A 13,626-nucleotide genomic window follows, 5' to 3' on the forward strand; every position below is an offset into this window, starting at 1 on the left:
GCCGTCAGCCCGGGCCCAGCGGGAGTCGTGCGCGCAAGGCGAAGCCACCGGTCTCCCTGGCGCCCGCAGTCATGCTCCCCCCGTAGAGCGCGACCCGTTCGCGGATCCCGACCAAGCCGTGACCGAGGCCGTCCGTCGCGGCCGGTCCGTCGCCGTTGTCCCGTACCTCCAGCTCGAGGCCATCGGTGCTGTAGCGCAGGTGGACCTCGGCATAGTGGGTGTGGGCGTGCTTGATGACGTTGGTGAGGCCTTCCTGGGTGATGCGGTAGGCCGAGACCGCCAGTCCGGGCGGGAGATCGACGGCCTCGCCATGGACGTGCAGATCGGTGTCCAGCCCGGCAGCGCGCACCGAGGCCAGTAGCGCGACAATCTCTCCGAGGCCGGGTTGGGGGGCGAGGTCGAGAGGCTCGCCCTCGTGGCGCATGGCGTCCAGCAGCCTGCGCATCTCGGTCAGCGCCTCCCGGCCGGCCTCCTCGACATTGCGCAGGGCCTCCCGGCTCGTGCTGTCCTCGAGGGGCAGCCGGTGCCTCAGTGCCCCCACCTGCAGGACCATCACGCTCACAGCGTGGGCGACCACGTCGTGCAGCTCGCGAGCGATTCGGGCTCGCTCCTCAGCCACTGCCACCCGCGCCTCGTTGCGACGCTGCAACTCCGCTCTGTCCGCGCGCTCCTCCGCGGCCTGGGTCTGCTCGGTGCGGGCGTGCAGTGCGAACCCCACCAGCCACCCCGCGGCGAAGAGTCCGGGGATGAAGAACAGATCGCCCGGAGTGTGGGTCGGGTCCTGGTAGGCCACGGTCGCCGCTGAGGCCACCACGACGGCGAGCCCCGCACGGGCCTGGCTCCGGTCTCGCAGGTCACCCAGGAGCACGGCGGAGATCATGCCCACGATGGAGAGAGAGGCTTGGCCGACGATCAACGAGCCGTCGACCAGAGAGAGGACGGCGCTCGACAACCACGCACCTGCCGGGATTACGAAGGGCGCTCGACGGCGAAGCGTAAGCGCCAGGATCATGACGATGACCGCGACAGCGTGCAGCACGCCCGCGACGTCGTCAGTGCTGGTCGGGCGCGTCGTGAGAGTCAGGGCGGCCCCGGTCGCCAAGCACACGAGGACCGCGTCCAAGCCATGGTCGAGGAGGAACGCCCGCAGTCGCCGCACCCGGCCAAACTATCGCCGTCGCCGGCGCCCCAGCGTCCTACGTTGGTAGGACGCCGTCTCCTCGGGTGGTCGTATCCAGGCGACGGCGTTCGGAGGACGCGCCGGACCCTGTTCACTTCCTAGCGTCGTCGGCATGGACCTGCCTCAGGAGCCGATGACCCGCGACGACGGGACAGGGCTCATAGCCGCTGCCCCCGGACAGATGAGACTAGGACCTGGTGCCACCGTCACGCCGGGTCCTGCTCACGCACGTGACCTGCCATCGATCCCGCAGTACTCGCTCCGCCGCGTCCTCGGCACGTGGGCTGCGGCAGCCCTGCCGATGGCGGCGCTGGCCTGGGTGGGGGCTCCCCTCCTGGCCGACGCGTTCGAGGGACCGAGCGCCTGGCCCCGCGCGATCCTGGTCTGTCTCACCTCGGGCCTGGTGTGGCAGTTCGCCCTCGTGCTGGGCGCCCTGCGCCATGAGCAGGGGACGCTAAGTTGGTCGGTAGCCAAGGAGACGTTGTGGCTGCGGCCGCCGCGTAACCCCCGCAACGGACGCCGCGGCGGTCGACTCTGGTGGCTCCTCGTCCCGCTGGTCGTGCTCGTGGCCGCCACCGAGGAACTGCCGAGCCTCCCATCACCGGACGACCGCGACCTCGGGGCGTTCCTTCAATCCAGCGCAGGCCAAGACTTCCTGCTGGGCAACTGGCCTTGGTTCGCGTTGATCCTCACCATGATGATCTTCAACACCGTCCTGGGGGAGGAACTCCTGTTCCGCGGCCTGCTGCTGCCCCGCATGCGAGAAGCCTTCGGCCGAGGGAACTGGGCTGCCAATGGCGTCCTGTTCGCCGCTTACCACCTCCACACCCCATGGGCAATCCCGACCAGTCTCCTGGACGCGTTCCTCATCTCCTACCCCGCCAGTCGCTACCAGAGCGCACTGATCGGCATCTGCGTGCACAGCGTCCAGACCATCGTGCTGGGAGCCCTCACGCTGCTCCTGGTGCTGGGTTGAGCGGTCCCGTGCGTCTAGCCACAGGTCCAGTCCGGCTGCTTGTGGCAGCGGACGGGGACGTCGAGAACCAGGTCGACCTTCACCCTCGGTGCACGTGCACCGCACCCGCACCTCCTCGAAAGGAATCATCCCCGTCATGTCCAACGCCCCCGCCCTGCCGCCGCCCACCGCGCCCGTTCCGACCTACGAACCGCTCGACCGCCGATTGGTCCTCAGCGGTCTGTGGACCGCGATGCTGTTCGTGTTTGCTTACGTCGACATCTTCGGCTTCTTCCGCGCCGACGTGATCAACGGCGCCCTGGCCGGCGAGGTGGCGGGACCGGGGTTCGCAGTCGACCAGACCTTCCTGGTCCTCACGACGCTGTACATCCTGATCCCGAGCCTGATGGTGGCTGGGTGCCTCCTGCTCCCGCACCGACCCAATCGACTCGCGAACCTCGCGCTGGCGCCGACCTACGCGCTCACCATCGTCGGCGGGATGGTGGGCGAGACATGGGTGTACTACCTGATCGGTAGCAGTGTCGAGCTGGTGCTGCTCGTGACGATCGCCCGTGTCGCGCACCGCTGGCGCTGAACCTCGGTGACCGGAGCGGCTTGAGTCACCTCGCGTGCCTCCGCGGCCCACGCCTGGCAGGCAATCGGTGCGGTCACTCACCAAGATCGCATACCGATGGGCTCGCGGACCAACCCGAGGGTCCCGTACTGGTCATGCTCCGCGTGACAAGCGCCTCCTGGCGGCCCCGCACTTGGCTCGGCGCGGTGGCGTGCGATGGTCAGTTCTAGTGCCCCACCCGTCCGGTCTCATAGGCCCACATGGCGATCTCGACTCTGTTGCGTACGCCGATCTTGGTCAGCAGGCTCGCGACGTGGGTCTTGACGGTAGTCAGGCTGATGAACAAGTCGGCGGCGATCTCGGCGTTGGTACGGCCGCGGGCCACCAGCCGCAGCACTTCCTCCTCACGCTGTGTGAGCGGCTCGACCGGTTGCTCCGGGGTCGTGGCCGGTGACCCGGCCGCGAGAGTCGCGAGCAGTCGTCGCGTGATGTTCGGTGCGATGAGGGCATCGCCGATGGCAGCAGCGTGAACCGCCTGGACGAGTAACTCCGGCCCGGCGTCCTTGAGGAGGAACCCTCGCGCGCCGGCTCGCAGGGCCCCGTGGACGTATTCGTCCAAGTCGAACGTGGTGATGACCACGATCGCCATGGGGTCGGCGACACCGCGCCCTGCCAGGCGTTCGGTCACCTCGATGCCGTCCAGCCCCGGCATGCGGATGTCGACCAGGCAGACGTCGGGACGCAACTGCTGTGCAAACTCGACGGCGGACGTGCCGTCCGCGGCCTGGCCGACCACCTCGATGTCGGGCTGGGCGTCCAGGATCATCGTCAGGCCAGTGCGTACGAGGTCTTGGTCGTCGGCCACCAACACGCGCACCGTCATCGTGAGAGCTCCTTGGGCAGTTCGGCGTCGACGATCCATCCGCCGTCGGGAGCGGGTCCGGCGTGCAGGGTGCCGCCGAGCAGCTGAGCGCGCTCCGACATCCCCACCAGGCCGAAGCCGTGGGTCGTCGCGCGGGCCGGCTCGGGGTGGCCGTCGTCGCTAACCCGCAGCCGGACGGCGGAGGCACTCTGGGTCACCGAGACCTGCACACGCGTGGCGCCCCGCGCGTGGCGCAGAGCGTTGGTCACCGACTCCTGTGCGATCCGATAGATGGCCGCGTCGACCTGGGGTCGAAGGTCGGACAGGTCGCCAGCCACCTCGACGTCGATGACGGGGCTCGGCTCACGGCGGGCCAGGGCGGCCAGGTCGGCGCTGCGTGGCTGTGGTGCGTACTCCGCGGGCTGCCCGTCGCGCAGCACCCGCACCATCGCTCGCATCTCGGCCAAGGTCCGCGTCGCCTCGGCCTCGACGACGGCGAGTGCCTCGAGCGCCGCTTCGGGCCGCTGCGAGGCTACGGCCCGACCGGCCTGTGCCTGCAGAGTGATCGCGGAGACGTGGTGGGCGACCGAGTCGTGCAGTTCGCGGGCCAGATCGACGCGTTCCTGGTTGCGGATTTGCTCGCGTGCGCGGCGCTCACTCTCGGCTCGAAGGCGCAACGCTGCACCGCTGGCCACGGCGGCTGCGAGGATGCCGAGGCCACCGAAGGCCTCAGCCAGACCGGTGTAGTCGGTGAGGATGCTCACTGCGGCGGCGAGGACTGCCACCACCAGACCGATCACGATCTGACGACCCGACCCCCAGCGGGTCAACGAGTGGGCGAGAACAAGCACAAAGACCATCGTGGCAAGACCGACGCCGGATTCACCGGCGAAGGAGCCGACCAGCCCGAGGGCCGTGCCCACGCCGAATCCCACGATGACGGTGACCAGGGGGTGCGTACGCCGCCACAGCAGCACCGGTGCAAGAGTCAGCGCGACGATCGTCACGACCGGCCGCCAGCTGATGCCCGGACCGAGAGTGCCCTCAAGGAGGGACGACACCATGACGGCCGCCACCAGTGCCCAGTCGCGCCGCCCGCGTGCCGGCGGGTCTGAGGCGGGCGGCTCTTTCCAGAGCGAGCGCAGGGCGTGAGTGAGCACACCCGCAGACTAGAGATCGCGGAACGCAGCGCAGATCGGCCCAAAGAACGAGTCGATGCTCGTCCTCATGGCCGGGAGAGGACCGCCCTCGATGCCGATGCTGCGCGCGCCGGATCCCCGTGACGCTTCTGGTCATGATCACCGTGGACCACCTCACCAAGACCTATCGCGGCGTGAGCGCCGTGGACGATGTCTCGTTCAGCGCCCACCCGGGCCGCGTGACCGGATTCCTGGGGCCCAATGGGGCTGGCAAGTCGACGACGATGCGGATCATGCTCGGGCTGAGCCCCGCGACCTCCGGCACGGTGGAGGTCCTCGGTGGCCGATACGCCGACCTGCCCAACCCGGGCCTGGAGATCGGCGCACTCCTCGACGCCTCGGCCCAGCACGTCGGACGCACGGGCAGGGAGATCCTCACCATCGCGGCGCGCACCATGGGTCAGCCGACGCTCCGGGTGACCCAGATGCTCAGCCGGGTGTCGCTGACGGAGAAGGAGGCGGATCGAAGGGTCCGCCACTACTCCCTGGGCATGCGGCAGCGCCTCGGCATCGCTACCGCACTCATCGGTGACCCGGCCGTCCTGATCCTCGATGAACCAGCCAACGGTCTGGACCCTGCCGGTATCCGCTGGATGCGTGAACTGTTGCGTGAGTACGCCGATCAGGGTGGGACGGTGCTGCTGTCCTCGCACCTCTTGCACGAGATCGAGGTCGTCGCAGACGACCTCATCGTGATCGGCAACGGCCGGATCGTCGCTCAGGGCACCAAGGAGGAACTGCTGTCAGCGGCCGGGACGGTCGTGTCCTGCGACGACAACACCCTGCTGGCAGCTGCCCTGTCCGAAGCCGGCATCGACGCCTCGCGGTCACTCCGGGGTGCGCTCCACGTCCATGCCGAACCTCACCACGTCGGCCAAGTCGCTCTCGCAGCCGGCGTCGCGCTGTGCGAACTGCGCTCCGCCGACAGCGCCGGCCTGGAGCAGCTCTTCCTCGAGCTCACCGCAGACTCACAGCGCGAGAATGGCGTCTCTGAAGGACTGGTCGCGTGAGCGCCCCGGCGAGGGCGCATGCTCGCCCACCCGTGACTCCCATCCCTCTGGGCCGCATCATTGGCGTGGAGCTGCGCAAGATGTTTGACACGCGCTCGGGCTTCTGGCTGCTGATGAGCATTGGCGTCCTCTCGGTCGTCGCCACCGTCGCGGTCATCGTGTTCGCCCCGGACAGGGATGTGAACTACCTGACCTTCGCGTCGGCGCTCGGCTTTCCGATGTCGGTGATCCTGCCCATGATCGCGATCCTCGGCGTCACCAGCGAATGGAGCCAGCGCAGCGGACTGACGACCTTCACGCTCGTGCCCAGTCGAGCGAAGGTGATCAGCGCCAAGGCGATCGCGACCCTCGTCGTCGGCGTCACCTCCATGCTCTTGGCGGGCGTATTCGGGGCGGTCGGCAACCTGGCCGGTTCGGCCATCGTCGGCACCGACACCGTGTGGAACATCGGACTGGCCGTCGCTGCGCAGATCATCCTCGGCAACCTGGTCGGTATGGCCATCGGTTTCACCCTGGGAGTGGTGTTCCGCAATTCTCCTGCGGCCATCGTCGGCTACTTCGTGCTGTCCTTTGTACTCCCCGGCGTCCTCATCCTGCTGGCACAAGTCAGGGAATGGTTCGCTGATCTCCAGCCGTGGATCGACTGGAGCGTCACGCAAGAGATGCTGTTCACGGGCGAGATCTCGTCGGCACAGGAATGGACTCAGCTCGCATCGACCACCGCGATCTGGATCATCGTGCCCCTCGCCGCCGGCCTGACCCTGCTTCGTCGATCAGAGGTGAAGTAGCCGATGTCCCTTCACTTCTCGGCTCGCGTCCTCACCCTCCGAATCGTCGCACGTGGTCGACTCAGCCTCGCGCTGGCGGTGCTGGCCTGCTCGGCGGCATTCCTGACAGCCGGGTGTGCCAGTGCCGTCTCGGGCCGGGTCGGTGTCGCGGTGGACGACCGGGGGCAGCCCGTGCTCGTGGTGATCTCGTGTGATCGAGCCCTCGATGAAGTCATCGTGTCGGACGCCACCGGCGAGATCGGCCGATGGACGGCAGACCCGGCCACGTCAGGGCTGACGACCCTGGATCCCGCCGCTCCGACCCGGCTCTGGCGCGGCGCTGGGATCTCATGGCCGCAGCGGGGCGAGGTCAGCGTCAACGCCGCCTCGACCACCACTGAACTGGACGGCAGCGGAGTGGTCGTCGCACCGCGATGGCTCACGCAGCTCACTGCCGGCCACGTACTGGTCGGCGACTCGGGCGAGACCGTGCCGCGCGATCAATTCGAGAGCACCTGCGACTAGCGGGTCGCGCTGGCTCCCCCAGCCCTGTCGCGACCGATGAAAGGACAGACCCATGCAACCTCACACCACAGGCACCGCCGCCACGAAGGGCCGGCTGGCCGACCCGCATACCTCCTCATCATCACGAGAACGAGTGGTCGGTGTGCTCGCCGTCAGCTTGTTCGCATCGTTGGTGGTCCAGAACGCGGTGGTGATCGCGGCAGGCGCCCCCAGTTATGCCGCTCCGATGACGGAGGTGCTCGCCTTCCACGCGCAGCACCGACCCGCCGTGGCGGTCGCGGTTGGACTGGAGGCGCTCAACCTTCCATTGCTGCTCGGCTTCCTCACTGGCCTTCACGGGCTCGTCAAGCATCGAGAACGAGGGGGCGCGGACTGGTCTCGTCTGGCCATGCTGGCCGGGGCGACCCTGGCAACGGCACTCGCGAGCTACGCCGTGTTGTGGGTCGGTACGACGTTGGCCGCTGACGGTCTCACACAGTCGAGCCCTGCCTTCGAGCTGGCCTGGCGGATGCACGCCGCAGCCTTCGCGCTGTCGCTGCCCGCGCTGGGTACCGTCTTCATCGGTGCTTCGCTCGCTGCGCACTCGGGCGGGGTGACCCCGCGATGGACACGCTGGCTCGGCCTAACCGGCGGATCCCTGCTGATCGCTGCAGGCGCCGGCACTCTCGCGATCGCTGACGGCTCAGCGATCCTGTTCTTGGGGATGCCCGGCTTCTTTGCCTGGTTCGCATGGCTGCTGGTGGCCGGCGTACGCCTGGTGCGGGCAGGAAGCAGGTGAGCGCCTGGCCCTCTGGCGCGGATGGAGTCGACCGTCCAAGCCCCGAGAACCGTCCTTTAGGACGAGCCATCAACGGCCTGCGGGCTGAGGCAGTGACAGGTAGAGACAGACAAGGTTGGTGCATTCACACCACCTATGAGAGAGATGAGGTCACCATGACCACCCAGACAGCAGCACTCGGCGAGTTCGAGAACCCTCGGCTCCCGACCCAGGCCAAGCTCGCGGCAGCTTGGACCAGCTTCATGTTCCTCTACGTCTACGTCGACGTGCTGGGCCTCTATAAGCCCGGATTCGTCGAGGGAATCCTCAAGGGGAGGGTATGGGAGTTCGACATCACCCAGACCTTCGCGGTCAGCGCGCTTGGGGCTTCGGTGATCCCGATTCTGATGATTCTCCTCTCGGCGATGCTCCCGGCCCGAGCCAACCGTACGGTCAACCTCGTCATTGCCGCCTTGATGGTCCCCTGGATGGGGTTCAACCTGGTCGGCGACGAGTGGCTGATCTATCACGGCCTCGGATTCGCGGTCGAGTTCGGCTTGCTCGTGTGTATCCTGCGCTCGGCATGGGCTTGGCCGCGCGTCGCGGCGGCCCCGGCGTACCACGGCTCAATGACGCGTGGGTCTGTCCGCGGCTGACGCCGGAACCGCTCGGCGAGGCGGGGTCTGGACCTCGCCTCGCCGAGCAGTAATCGGTGGTGCGTGTTGGGATCGCGTCGGAGTGTCCGGCGACTTCGCTCATGACTCATGGGAAGACGCCGGCCGCAACTCGTCCCGCACCTACCGAGCCGCGACAAAGTGCCCGAACTGCAGCGGACACCGTCCTTTCCTCCGTGGCGGACGCGTCCGCGGATGAGGCATCCCACGAAGCGCGCGGGGCATCCGCAACAGGAACCTGCTACGGCGGCGGCGCAGGTCAGCGGCGCCACGGCCGTGGACGCTGTCCGTTTGGGCCGTCCGGTGGTGATCGCCGGGACGGGGACGACGTACGGCGCAGCCGCGAACGGTCCTTGCTCTACCGGCGGGTGAGGATCTTGTGGCCGTCGTCGCGGAGTTCGCCGGTGGGTGAGACGTGCCGGTAGAGGGTTTGGCGGGTGACGCCGAGTTCCTTACACAGGTCAGTGACGTTGGTGCCCGGCTTACCCATGGATGCGGCGGCGAGGCGGACCTTAGCGGGGGTCATCTTGAACGGCCGCCCGCCCTTGCGGCCGCGGGCGCGGGCGGCAGCCAGGCCAGCGATGGTGCGCTCGGAGATGAGCTCCCGTTCGTACTCGGCCAGGGCCGCGAAGATGCCGAAGACGAGCTTGCCGGAGGCGGTGGTGGTGTCGATGGCCGCGCCCTGCCCGGTCAGGACCTTCAGTCCGATGCCGCGTTGGGTGAGGTCGTGGACGATGTTGACCAGGTGGCGCAGGTCCCGCCCGAGCCGGTCGAGCTTCCACACCAGCAGCGTGTCGCCGTCCCGGAGGGCTTTCAGGCACGCGGTCAGCTGGGGACGGTCGTCCTTCTTGCCGGAGGCCTTGTCCTCGTACAGGGCGTCCGGGTCGACGCCGGCGGCGAGGAGGGCGTCGCGTTGCAGGTCGGTGGTCTGGGAACCGTCGGCCTTGGAGACCCGCATGTACCCGACCAGCACGAGGGCCTCCCATCCATCACTTATACGACCGTTTGCGTGACACCTTGCAGGACGACTCCCGACCATCGCGCGAGTGTCACTCAATCCGTCACCTATTCTACGTCCCGTCAAGGGTGTTTGTTCAAGAAGTGACAGACATGGGGCGGCCGTTCAAGGTTCGGCTTGCCCTCTGCTTCCGCCAGCGTCCGTGGTAGATGGTGGGCTGGGACGCCGAGGGCGATCAGGTCGTCGCGGACACGGTGGAAGGCCGTCTCGCTGCCAGTCAGGGCGGTGAGGGTGGACAGGAGCTGGTGGGCGGCGGCGGGGTCGTGACGAGCGAGGGCAACCGCCTGCTCGATCGCGTCCCTGGCCTCCTGCCAGTAGTCACGCCCGCGGGGAGGGGGCGGGGTGCCGGCGGGGACGTGCCGGCGGGGTGCGGGCGTCAGCAGCGGGGCCAGAGTGCCGTGGGCGGTGGCCTCGCCGGTTTCGATGAGGTGCAGGGCGGTGGCGGCGGCTTCGAGGAGCATCTGCTGCGCGGGCCAGGGCAGCGCCTCGTAGGGGCGCCAGGGACCTGTGATGCCGGCTCGTGGGGGCTGACCGGCTATCTCCCAGATGAGTTTCATGGTGCGTCGGGAGCCGGTACCCAGCGCCGAGAGCGGGGTGGACAGCTCGTCGATGAGGGTGCGCAGCAGCCGGAGCCACACCCCTGCGTGCACGGGTCGGCGCGGCAGGGGGACGGCGCCGGTGCGTAGGCCCTGGTGGGTGCGGGCGTCCATGGCGACGACGGGAGCCGGTGCTGGGCGGGGGCGGGTGTCCGGCTTCTCCCACGCGACGAAAGCGCCCAGGCCGCCGAAGGCGGCTTCGAGGCGGCAGCTGTGCTGCGGGCAGCTGAGCGTCAGCGGCAGCTGGGACACGAGCGTGAAACCGAAGGTGCCGTCCGCGGCGGTGCCCTGGCAGGTCGGGCAGGCCCGGCGCAGCGGCCCGCGCTTGGGGTCGGTCGGCAACCAAGCCCGCCAGCCGGGCACCTGCCGTCCGGGCCGCTCCGTGGCGGTGAGGAGCACCGAGTCCTGCCGGACGTAGGTGTCGAACGCTGCCCCGGGAACCGGCTCGGGGTCGAGGGAGTCCAGGAGCCAGGGCACCCAGCCGGCGATCGTCATCCGGCGCAGCCGGTCCAGCGGTGTGCCGGTGCGCTCGGCCAGCGCTGGAAGCAGCCACGGTGGCGGGTCCAGGTCCAGGGTTTGCTGATTGGGAAGGTCGGCGCCCGGTGCGGCGAGGTTGTGCCGGAGGAGGTCGTCGACGCTCAGGCCGTACACCTCGGCCAGTCGGTTCAGCCACGAGGTCAGCGCCTCACCCTCACCGGGCGGCGGGTGCAGCGGCCAGCGGGTCATGCCAGTTCGCGTTCGAACATCCGGCGGCGTTCAGTGGGGCCGACGTAGGGCGCCAGGAGCAGGGTGCGTTGGTTGATCGCCTCCTCACCGGACTCGATCGCGGCCACTGCGGCGTCGGTGAGCAGGTGGGTGAGTTCGCCGATCGTGCCCTCGCTGCGGGAGAGCAGGTAACGGGCCATGTCTTCAGTAGCGATCGCCGAGGGTCGGCGCAGCGGGAAGGCGGCGGCGAAGCTGGCCAGCAGCGAACGGGCCTCCTCGTTCGGTTCCCACCGCGGCAGCGTGAACGGCTCAAAGCGGTTCTCCAACTGGTCATCGGAGCGGATCGCCAGGTAGGCCTCCTGGGTGCCGACCCCGACCAACGGGATGCGCAGCTCGTTGCCCAGGAACCGGATCAGGTTGAGGAACTCGCGCCGGGTCTCGCCGCGGCCGGCCAGCAGGTTGTGCAGCTCGTCGATGACCAGGACCCGCACCCCAATCGCGCGCAGCAGCGTCAGGGTGACCTGTTCCAGCTCGGCCAGGCGCTGGCGCGGGCGCAGCGGCGCTCCCAGCGCGGCCAGCAGTGCCACGTAGAACCGGATCACCGAGGGGTCTGAGGGCATCTGCACCGCCAGCACCGGTATCTGTTCACGATCGGCGTTGGAGGTGGGCGGGTGGAGCCGGCGGAACTTCTCGACGATCATCGACTTGCCGTTGTTCGTCGGGCCGATCAGCAGCAGGTTCGGCATCCGTTGCTTGCCCGGCCACGTGTACAGCCTCTCCAGCCGCTCCAGCGCGGCGGTCGCGCGGGAGTAGCCGATCCACCGGTCCGCCCGCACGTGCCGCAACCGCTCGTCCGCTGGCAACCGCGCCACGGCCTGAGCGCTGACATGCAGATGATCCAGGCCATCGCCCTCAGGGTCCTCGCCGACCCAGGAGCCGCCCCCGTTCACCACTGCTCGATCACCTCGAACGGCGCCGCCGACCCCGCATCCGCGGCGCGGGCACTGCTGGCGCCGTCAGCCGGAATGTCGTCGGGCGGAGGTGCGGCGGCAGGCTTGGCTGGCGGGGCACCGCCCGTCCGGCTGCGGCGTTCAGCGTCACGGCGGGCCTTGCGCGTGGCGGAGGCGGCGGTGTCGGTGAGGGTGCGCATCTGCTCGACCATCCGGAACAGCATCTCCTCATCGACCTGCGCCCGGCCCTGCTCGCGGAGTCGCTGCACCGCGGCGCGGTGCTCCCAAACGCTCACCGCCGGATGTGACAGCGTCCGGTAGGGCACCGGCAGGTAGGACGCACCGTCGGGGTCGAGCACCCAGATGCGGCTGATGTCGCGGGGGTCCCGCCGGATCACGAACCGGTCCAGCCGGTCCCGGCGGGCGATCCACGGCTTGAGCGCGTCGCTGAAGTAGCGCACGTGGTTGATGACGAACCCGGTGCGGGTCAGCGTCCGGCGGATCACCGGCAGGAAGTCCACCAGGAACGCCGTCTCGTTGGCCACCATCATCGGTGTCCCGCGCTCGATGCCGGCGGCCCAGCGAGCCTGCGGGGTCTGGCCAGTCGTGCCGTGGACCTGCCCGTGGTAGCTCGCCACCGCCAGAGCCAGCCACTTCTCCAACTCCGCCACCGTCAAGACGGCCCTCGCCTCGGAGTCGTAGCTGCCGCGCTGAGCCGGGTTGGAGAACGTCGTACCGGGCAGCTCGTGGACCATCTCCATCAGCGTGCCGATGACCCGCTCGACGATGCCGCCGTAGTGCGGGCGTCCCGGCGGCCGGTACCGCAACGCGATCCCGTGCTCCTCACAGCCCCGCCGCAGGGCCTCGCTCTTGAACTCCGCGGCGTTATCCAGGTACAGCTCGCCCGGCTTGCCGGCCATCGGCCACGACACCTCGACCCCGAGGCGTTCCAGCCAGGCCCGCTTGTCGGTGACCATGTGCGCCAGGCACAACCCGACCGACAACGCAGAAGGCGCCTCCAACGTGATCACCAGACCCACGATGCACCGGGAGAAGACGTCGATCCCGACCGTCACGTACGGCCGGCCGATCGGCATCCGGTGGCGCTCGTCGACGACGATCAGGTCCACCACGGTGTGGTCGATCTGCACCTGTTCCAGCACCTCGGCGATCGGTGGCACCTGCCCACCGGCGGACTCCAGCGCCCGGGCGGCGTCTGCTCCCTCACGGGCTATCTTCTCGGCGTGTGGGTCAAGGCCGGCGATGCGGCGCACTATCGCGCCGCGTGACGGCACCGGCAGCCCGCGGGCGCGGCAGACCTGCCCGATCTCCCGGTGGACGGCCGCGGTCGTCCTCCGCTGCCGGGTCAGGTAGTGCTTGCGCAGCACCTCCCGGATGACCGCCTCGACTTCGGCCGCCAGCCGCTGCCCGCCGCGTCCACCGCTGGAGCGCCCTGGGATCAGATCGGAGACCACACCGCGTCCCTCACGCCACCGACGCAGCAAGACATAGACCTGCCGTCGCGAGACACCCAGCTGAGCCGCTGCCGCGTTCACCGCCTCTTCACCGGCCGTTCCCGCCTCGGCCAGCGGGCCGATCACCTCTGCCCGGCGCACCGCCAACGTCCACACCTCATCGGGAACGGTCAGCAGGCCGCGCTCAGGAACCCGATCCTCATCGACGGCGTCGTCGTGCACAGGACTATGGAACAACGGACGCATCGTGCACACGGGTACGGACACGCCAGAAGCTCGAAGTCCTGAGCACTCCATGCCCAACGCGCACAGCATCGCGCAGAAGACTTCGGACATTCACATCCTCTCGATCAGTAGCGGTGGTGTCCGGTGAGGGTTC

14 protein-coding genes are annotated in these 13,626 nt (G+C 68.9%); 7 read left to right on the forward strand and 7 right to left on the reverse strand.

Annotated elements, in window-relative coordinates; genetic code table 11:
- Window positions 1-4: 4 nt before the first annotated feature.
- Window positions 5-1,159, reverse strand: a complete 1,155-nt coding sequence (locus KILIM_RS02140; protein ID WP_006590966.1) for a sensor histidine kinase — start codon at window positions 1,157-1,159, stop codon at window positions 5-7.
- Between the two features lie 133 nt (window positions 1,160-1,292).
- Here KILIM_RS02140 and KILIM_RS02145 point away from each other — a divergent pair, with 133 nt between their 5' ends.
- Complete coding sequence (locus KILIM_RS02145) at window positions 1,293-2,156, forward strand: CPBP family intramembrane glutamic endopeptidase (RefSeq protein WP_006590967.1); 864 nt, start codon at window positions 1,293-1,295, stop codon at window positions 2,154-2,156.
- Between the two features lie 136 nt (window positions 2,157-2,292).
- Window positions 2,293-2,730: a DUF6326 family protein gene (locus KILIM_RS02150; RefSeq protein WP_006590968.1), complete on the forward strand. Its 438-nt coding sequence runs from the start codon at window positions 2,293-2,295 to the stop codon at window positions 2,728-2,730.
- A 205-nt stretch (window positions 2,731-2,935) separates the two neighbouring features.
- Here the strand turns inward: KILIM_RS02150 and KILIM_RS02155 are convergent, their stop codons facing one another.
- Both KILIM_RS02155 and KILIM_RS02160 read right to left on the reverse strand, forming a co-directional pair.
- A complete protein-coding gene (locus KILIM_RS02155; protein ID WP_006590969.1) occupies window positions 2,936-3,592 on the reverse strand; it encodes a response regulator in 657 nt (218 codons plus the stop codon).
- On the reverse strand, window positions 3,589-4,731 hold the full coding sequence (locus KILIM_RS02160) for a sensor histidine kinase (protein WP_006590970.1): 1,143 nt from the start codon (window positions 4,729-4,731) through the stop codon (window positions 3,589-3,591). Before KILIM_RS02160 ends, KILIM_RS02155 begins: the two co-directional genes overlap by 4 nt.
- Window positions 4,732-4,865: 134 nt before the next feature.
- Here KILIM_RS02160 and KILIM_RS02165 point away from each other — a divergent pair, with 134 nt between their 5' ends.
- The 5 genes from KILIM_RS02165 to KILIM_RS02185 all read left to right on the forward strand — a co-directional run bounded on the left by KILIM_RS02165 (window position 4,866) and on the right by KILIM_RS02185 (window position 8,485).
- On the forward strand, window positions 4,866-5,780 hold the full coding sequence (locus KILIM_RS02165) for an ABC transporter ATP-binding protein (protein ID WP_006590971.1): 915 nt from the start codon (window positions 4,866-4,868) through the stop codon (window positions 5,778-5,780).
- 65 nt (window positions 5,781-5,845) lie between these two features.
- Window positions 5,846-6,568 (forward strand): ABC transporter permease, encoded by a 723-nt coding sequence (locus tag KILIM_RS02170; RefSeq protein ID WP_217997029.1) that lies wholly within the window; start codon window positions 5,846-5,848, stop codon window positions 6,566-6,568.
- 3 nt (window positions 6,569-6,571) lie between these two features.
- On the forward strand, window positions 6,572-7,072 hold the full coding sequence (locus KILIM_RS02175) for a hypothetical protein (protein WP_006590973.1): 501 nt from the start codon (window positions 6,572-6,574) through the stop codon (window positions 7,070-7,072).
- A 142-nt stretch (window positions 7,073-7,214) separates the two neighbouring features.
- Entirely contained in the window at window positions 7,215-7,850 is a 636-nt protein-coding gene (locus KILIM_RS02180; protein ID WP_255247591.1) for a hypothetical protein, read from the forward strand.
- 155 nt (window positions 7,851-8,005) lie between these two features.
- Complete coding sequence (locus KILIM_RS02185) at window positions 8,006-8,485, forward strand: DUF6326 family protein (protein ID WP_006590975.1); 480 nt, start codon at window positions 8,006-8,008, stop codon at window positions 8,483-8,485.
- A gap of 376 nt (window positions 8,486-8,861) precedes the next feature.
- Here KILIM_RS02185 and KILIM_RS02190 read toward each other — a convergent pair whose 3' ends face one another.
- The 4 genes from KILIM_RS02190 to KILIM_RS02205 form a co-directional block, all read right to left on the reverse strand.
- Window positions 8,862-9,476, reverse strand: a complete 615-nt coding sequence (locus tag KILIM_RS02190) for a recombinase family protein (protein WP_006590976.1) — start codon at window positions 9,474-9,476, stop codon at window positions 8,862-8,864.
- Window positions 9,477-9,583: 107 nt separating this feature from the next.
- Window positions 9,584-10,843, reverse strand: coding sequence for a TniQ family protein (locus KILIM_RS02195; RefSeq protein ID WP_006590977.1), 1,260 nt, complete (start codon window positions 10,841-10,843; stop codon window positions 9,584-9,586).
- A complete protein-coding gene (locus KILIM_RS02200; RefSeq protein WP_006590978.1) occupies window positions 10,840-11,775 on the reverse strand; it encodes a TniB family NTP-binding protein in 936 nt (311 codons plus the stop codon). Before KILIM_RS02200 ends, KILIM_RS02195 begins: the two co-directional genes overlap by 4 nt.
- The gene (locus tag KILIM_RS02205; RefSeq protein WP_255247592.1) at window positions 11,769-13,583 is read right to left on the reverse strand and encodes a TnsB C-terminal domain-containing protein; all 1,815 of its coding nucleotides are present in this window, start codon (window positions 13,581-13,583) and stop codon (window positions 11,769-11,771) included. Before KILIM_RS02205 ends, KILIM_RS02200 begins: the two co-directional genes overlap by 7 nt.
- Window positions 13,584-13,626 lie beyond the last annotated feature (43 nt).

Source organism: Kineosphaera limosa NBRC 100340 (assembly GCF_000298215.1).
GTDB classification, from domain to species: domain Bacteria; phylum Actinomycetota; class Actinomycetes; order Actinomycetales; family Dermatophilaceae; genus Kineosphaera; species Kineosphaera limosa.

Coding starts and splice junctions, on each gene's coding strand:
- KILIM_RS02150 (WP_006590968.1), top strand. CDS start 2,293: ATGTCCAACGCCCCCGCCCTGCCGCCGCCCACCGCGCCCGTTCCGACC.
- KILIM_RS02175 (WP_006590973.1), top strand. CDS start 6,572: ATGTCCCTTCACTTCTCGGCTCGCGTCCTCACCCTCCGAATCGTCGCA.
- KILIM_RS02205 (WP_255247592.1), bottom strand. CDS start 13,583: ATGTCCGAAGTCTTCTGCGCGATGCTGTGCGCGTTGGGCATGGAGTGC.
- KILIM_RS02195 (WP_006590977.1), bottom strand. CDS start 10,843: ATGACCCGCTGGCCGCTGCACCCGCCGCCCGGTGAGGGTGAGGCGCTG.
- KILIM_RS02185 (WP_006590975.1), top strand. CDS start 8,006: ATGACCACCCAGACAGCAGCACTCGGCGAGTTCGAGAACCCTCGGCTC.
- KILIM_RS02145 (WP_006590967.1), top strand. CDS start 1,293: ATGGACCTGCCTCAGGAGCCGATGACCCGCGACGACGGGACAGGGCTC.
- KILIM_RS02155 (WP_006590969.1), bottom strand. CDS start 3,592: ATGACGGTGCGCGTGTTGGTGGCCGACGACCAAGACCTCGTACGCACT.
- KILIM_RS02165 (WP_006590971.1), top strand. CDS start 4,866: ATGATCACCGTGGACCACCTCACCAAGACCTATCGCGGCGTGAGCGCC.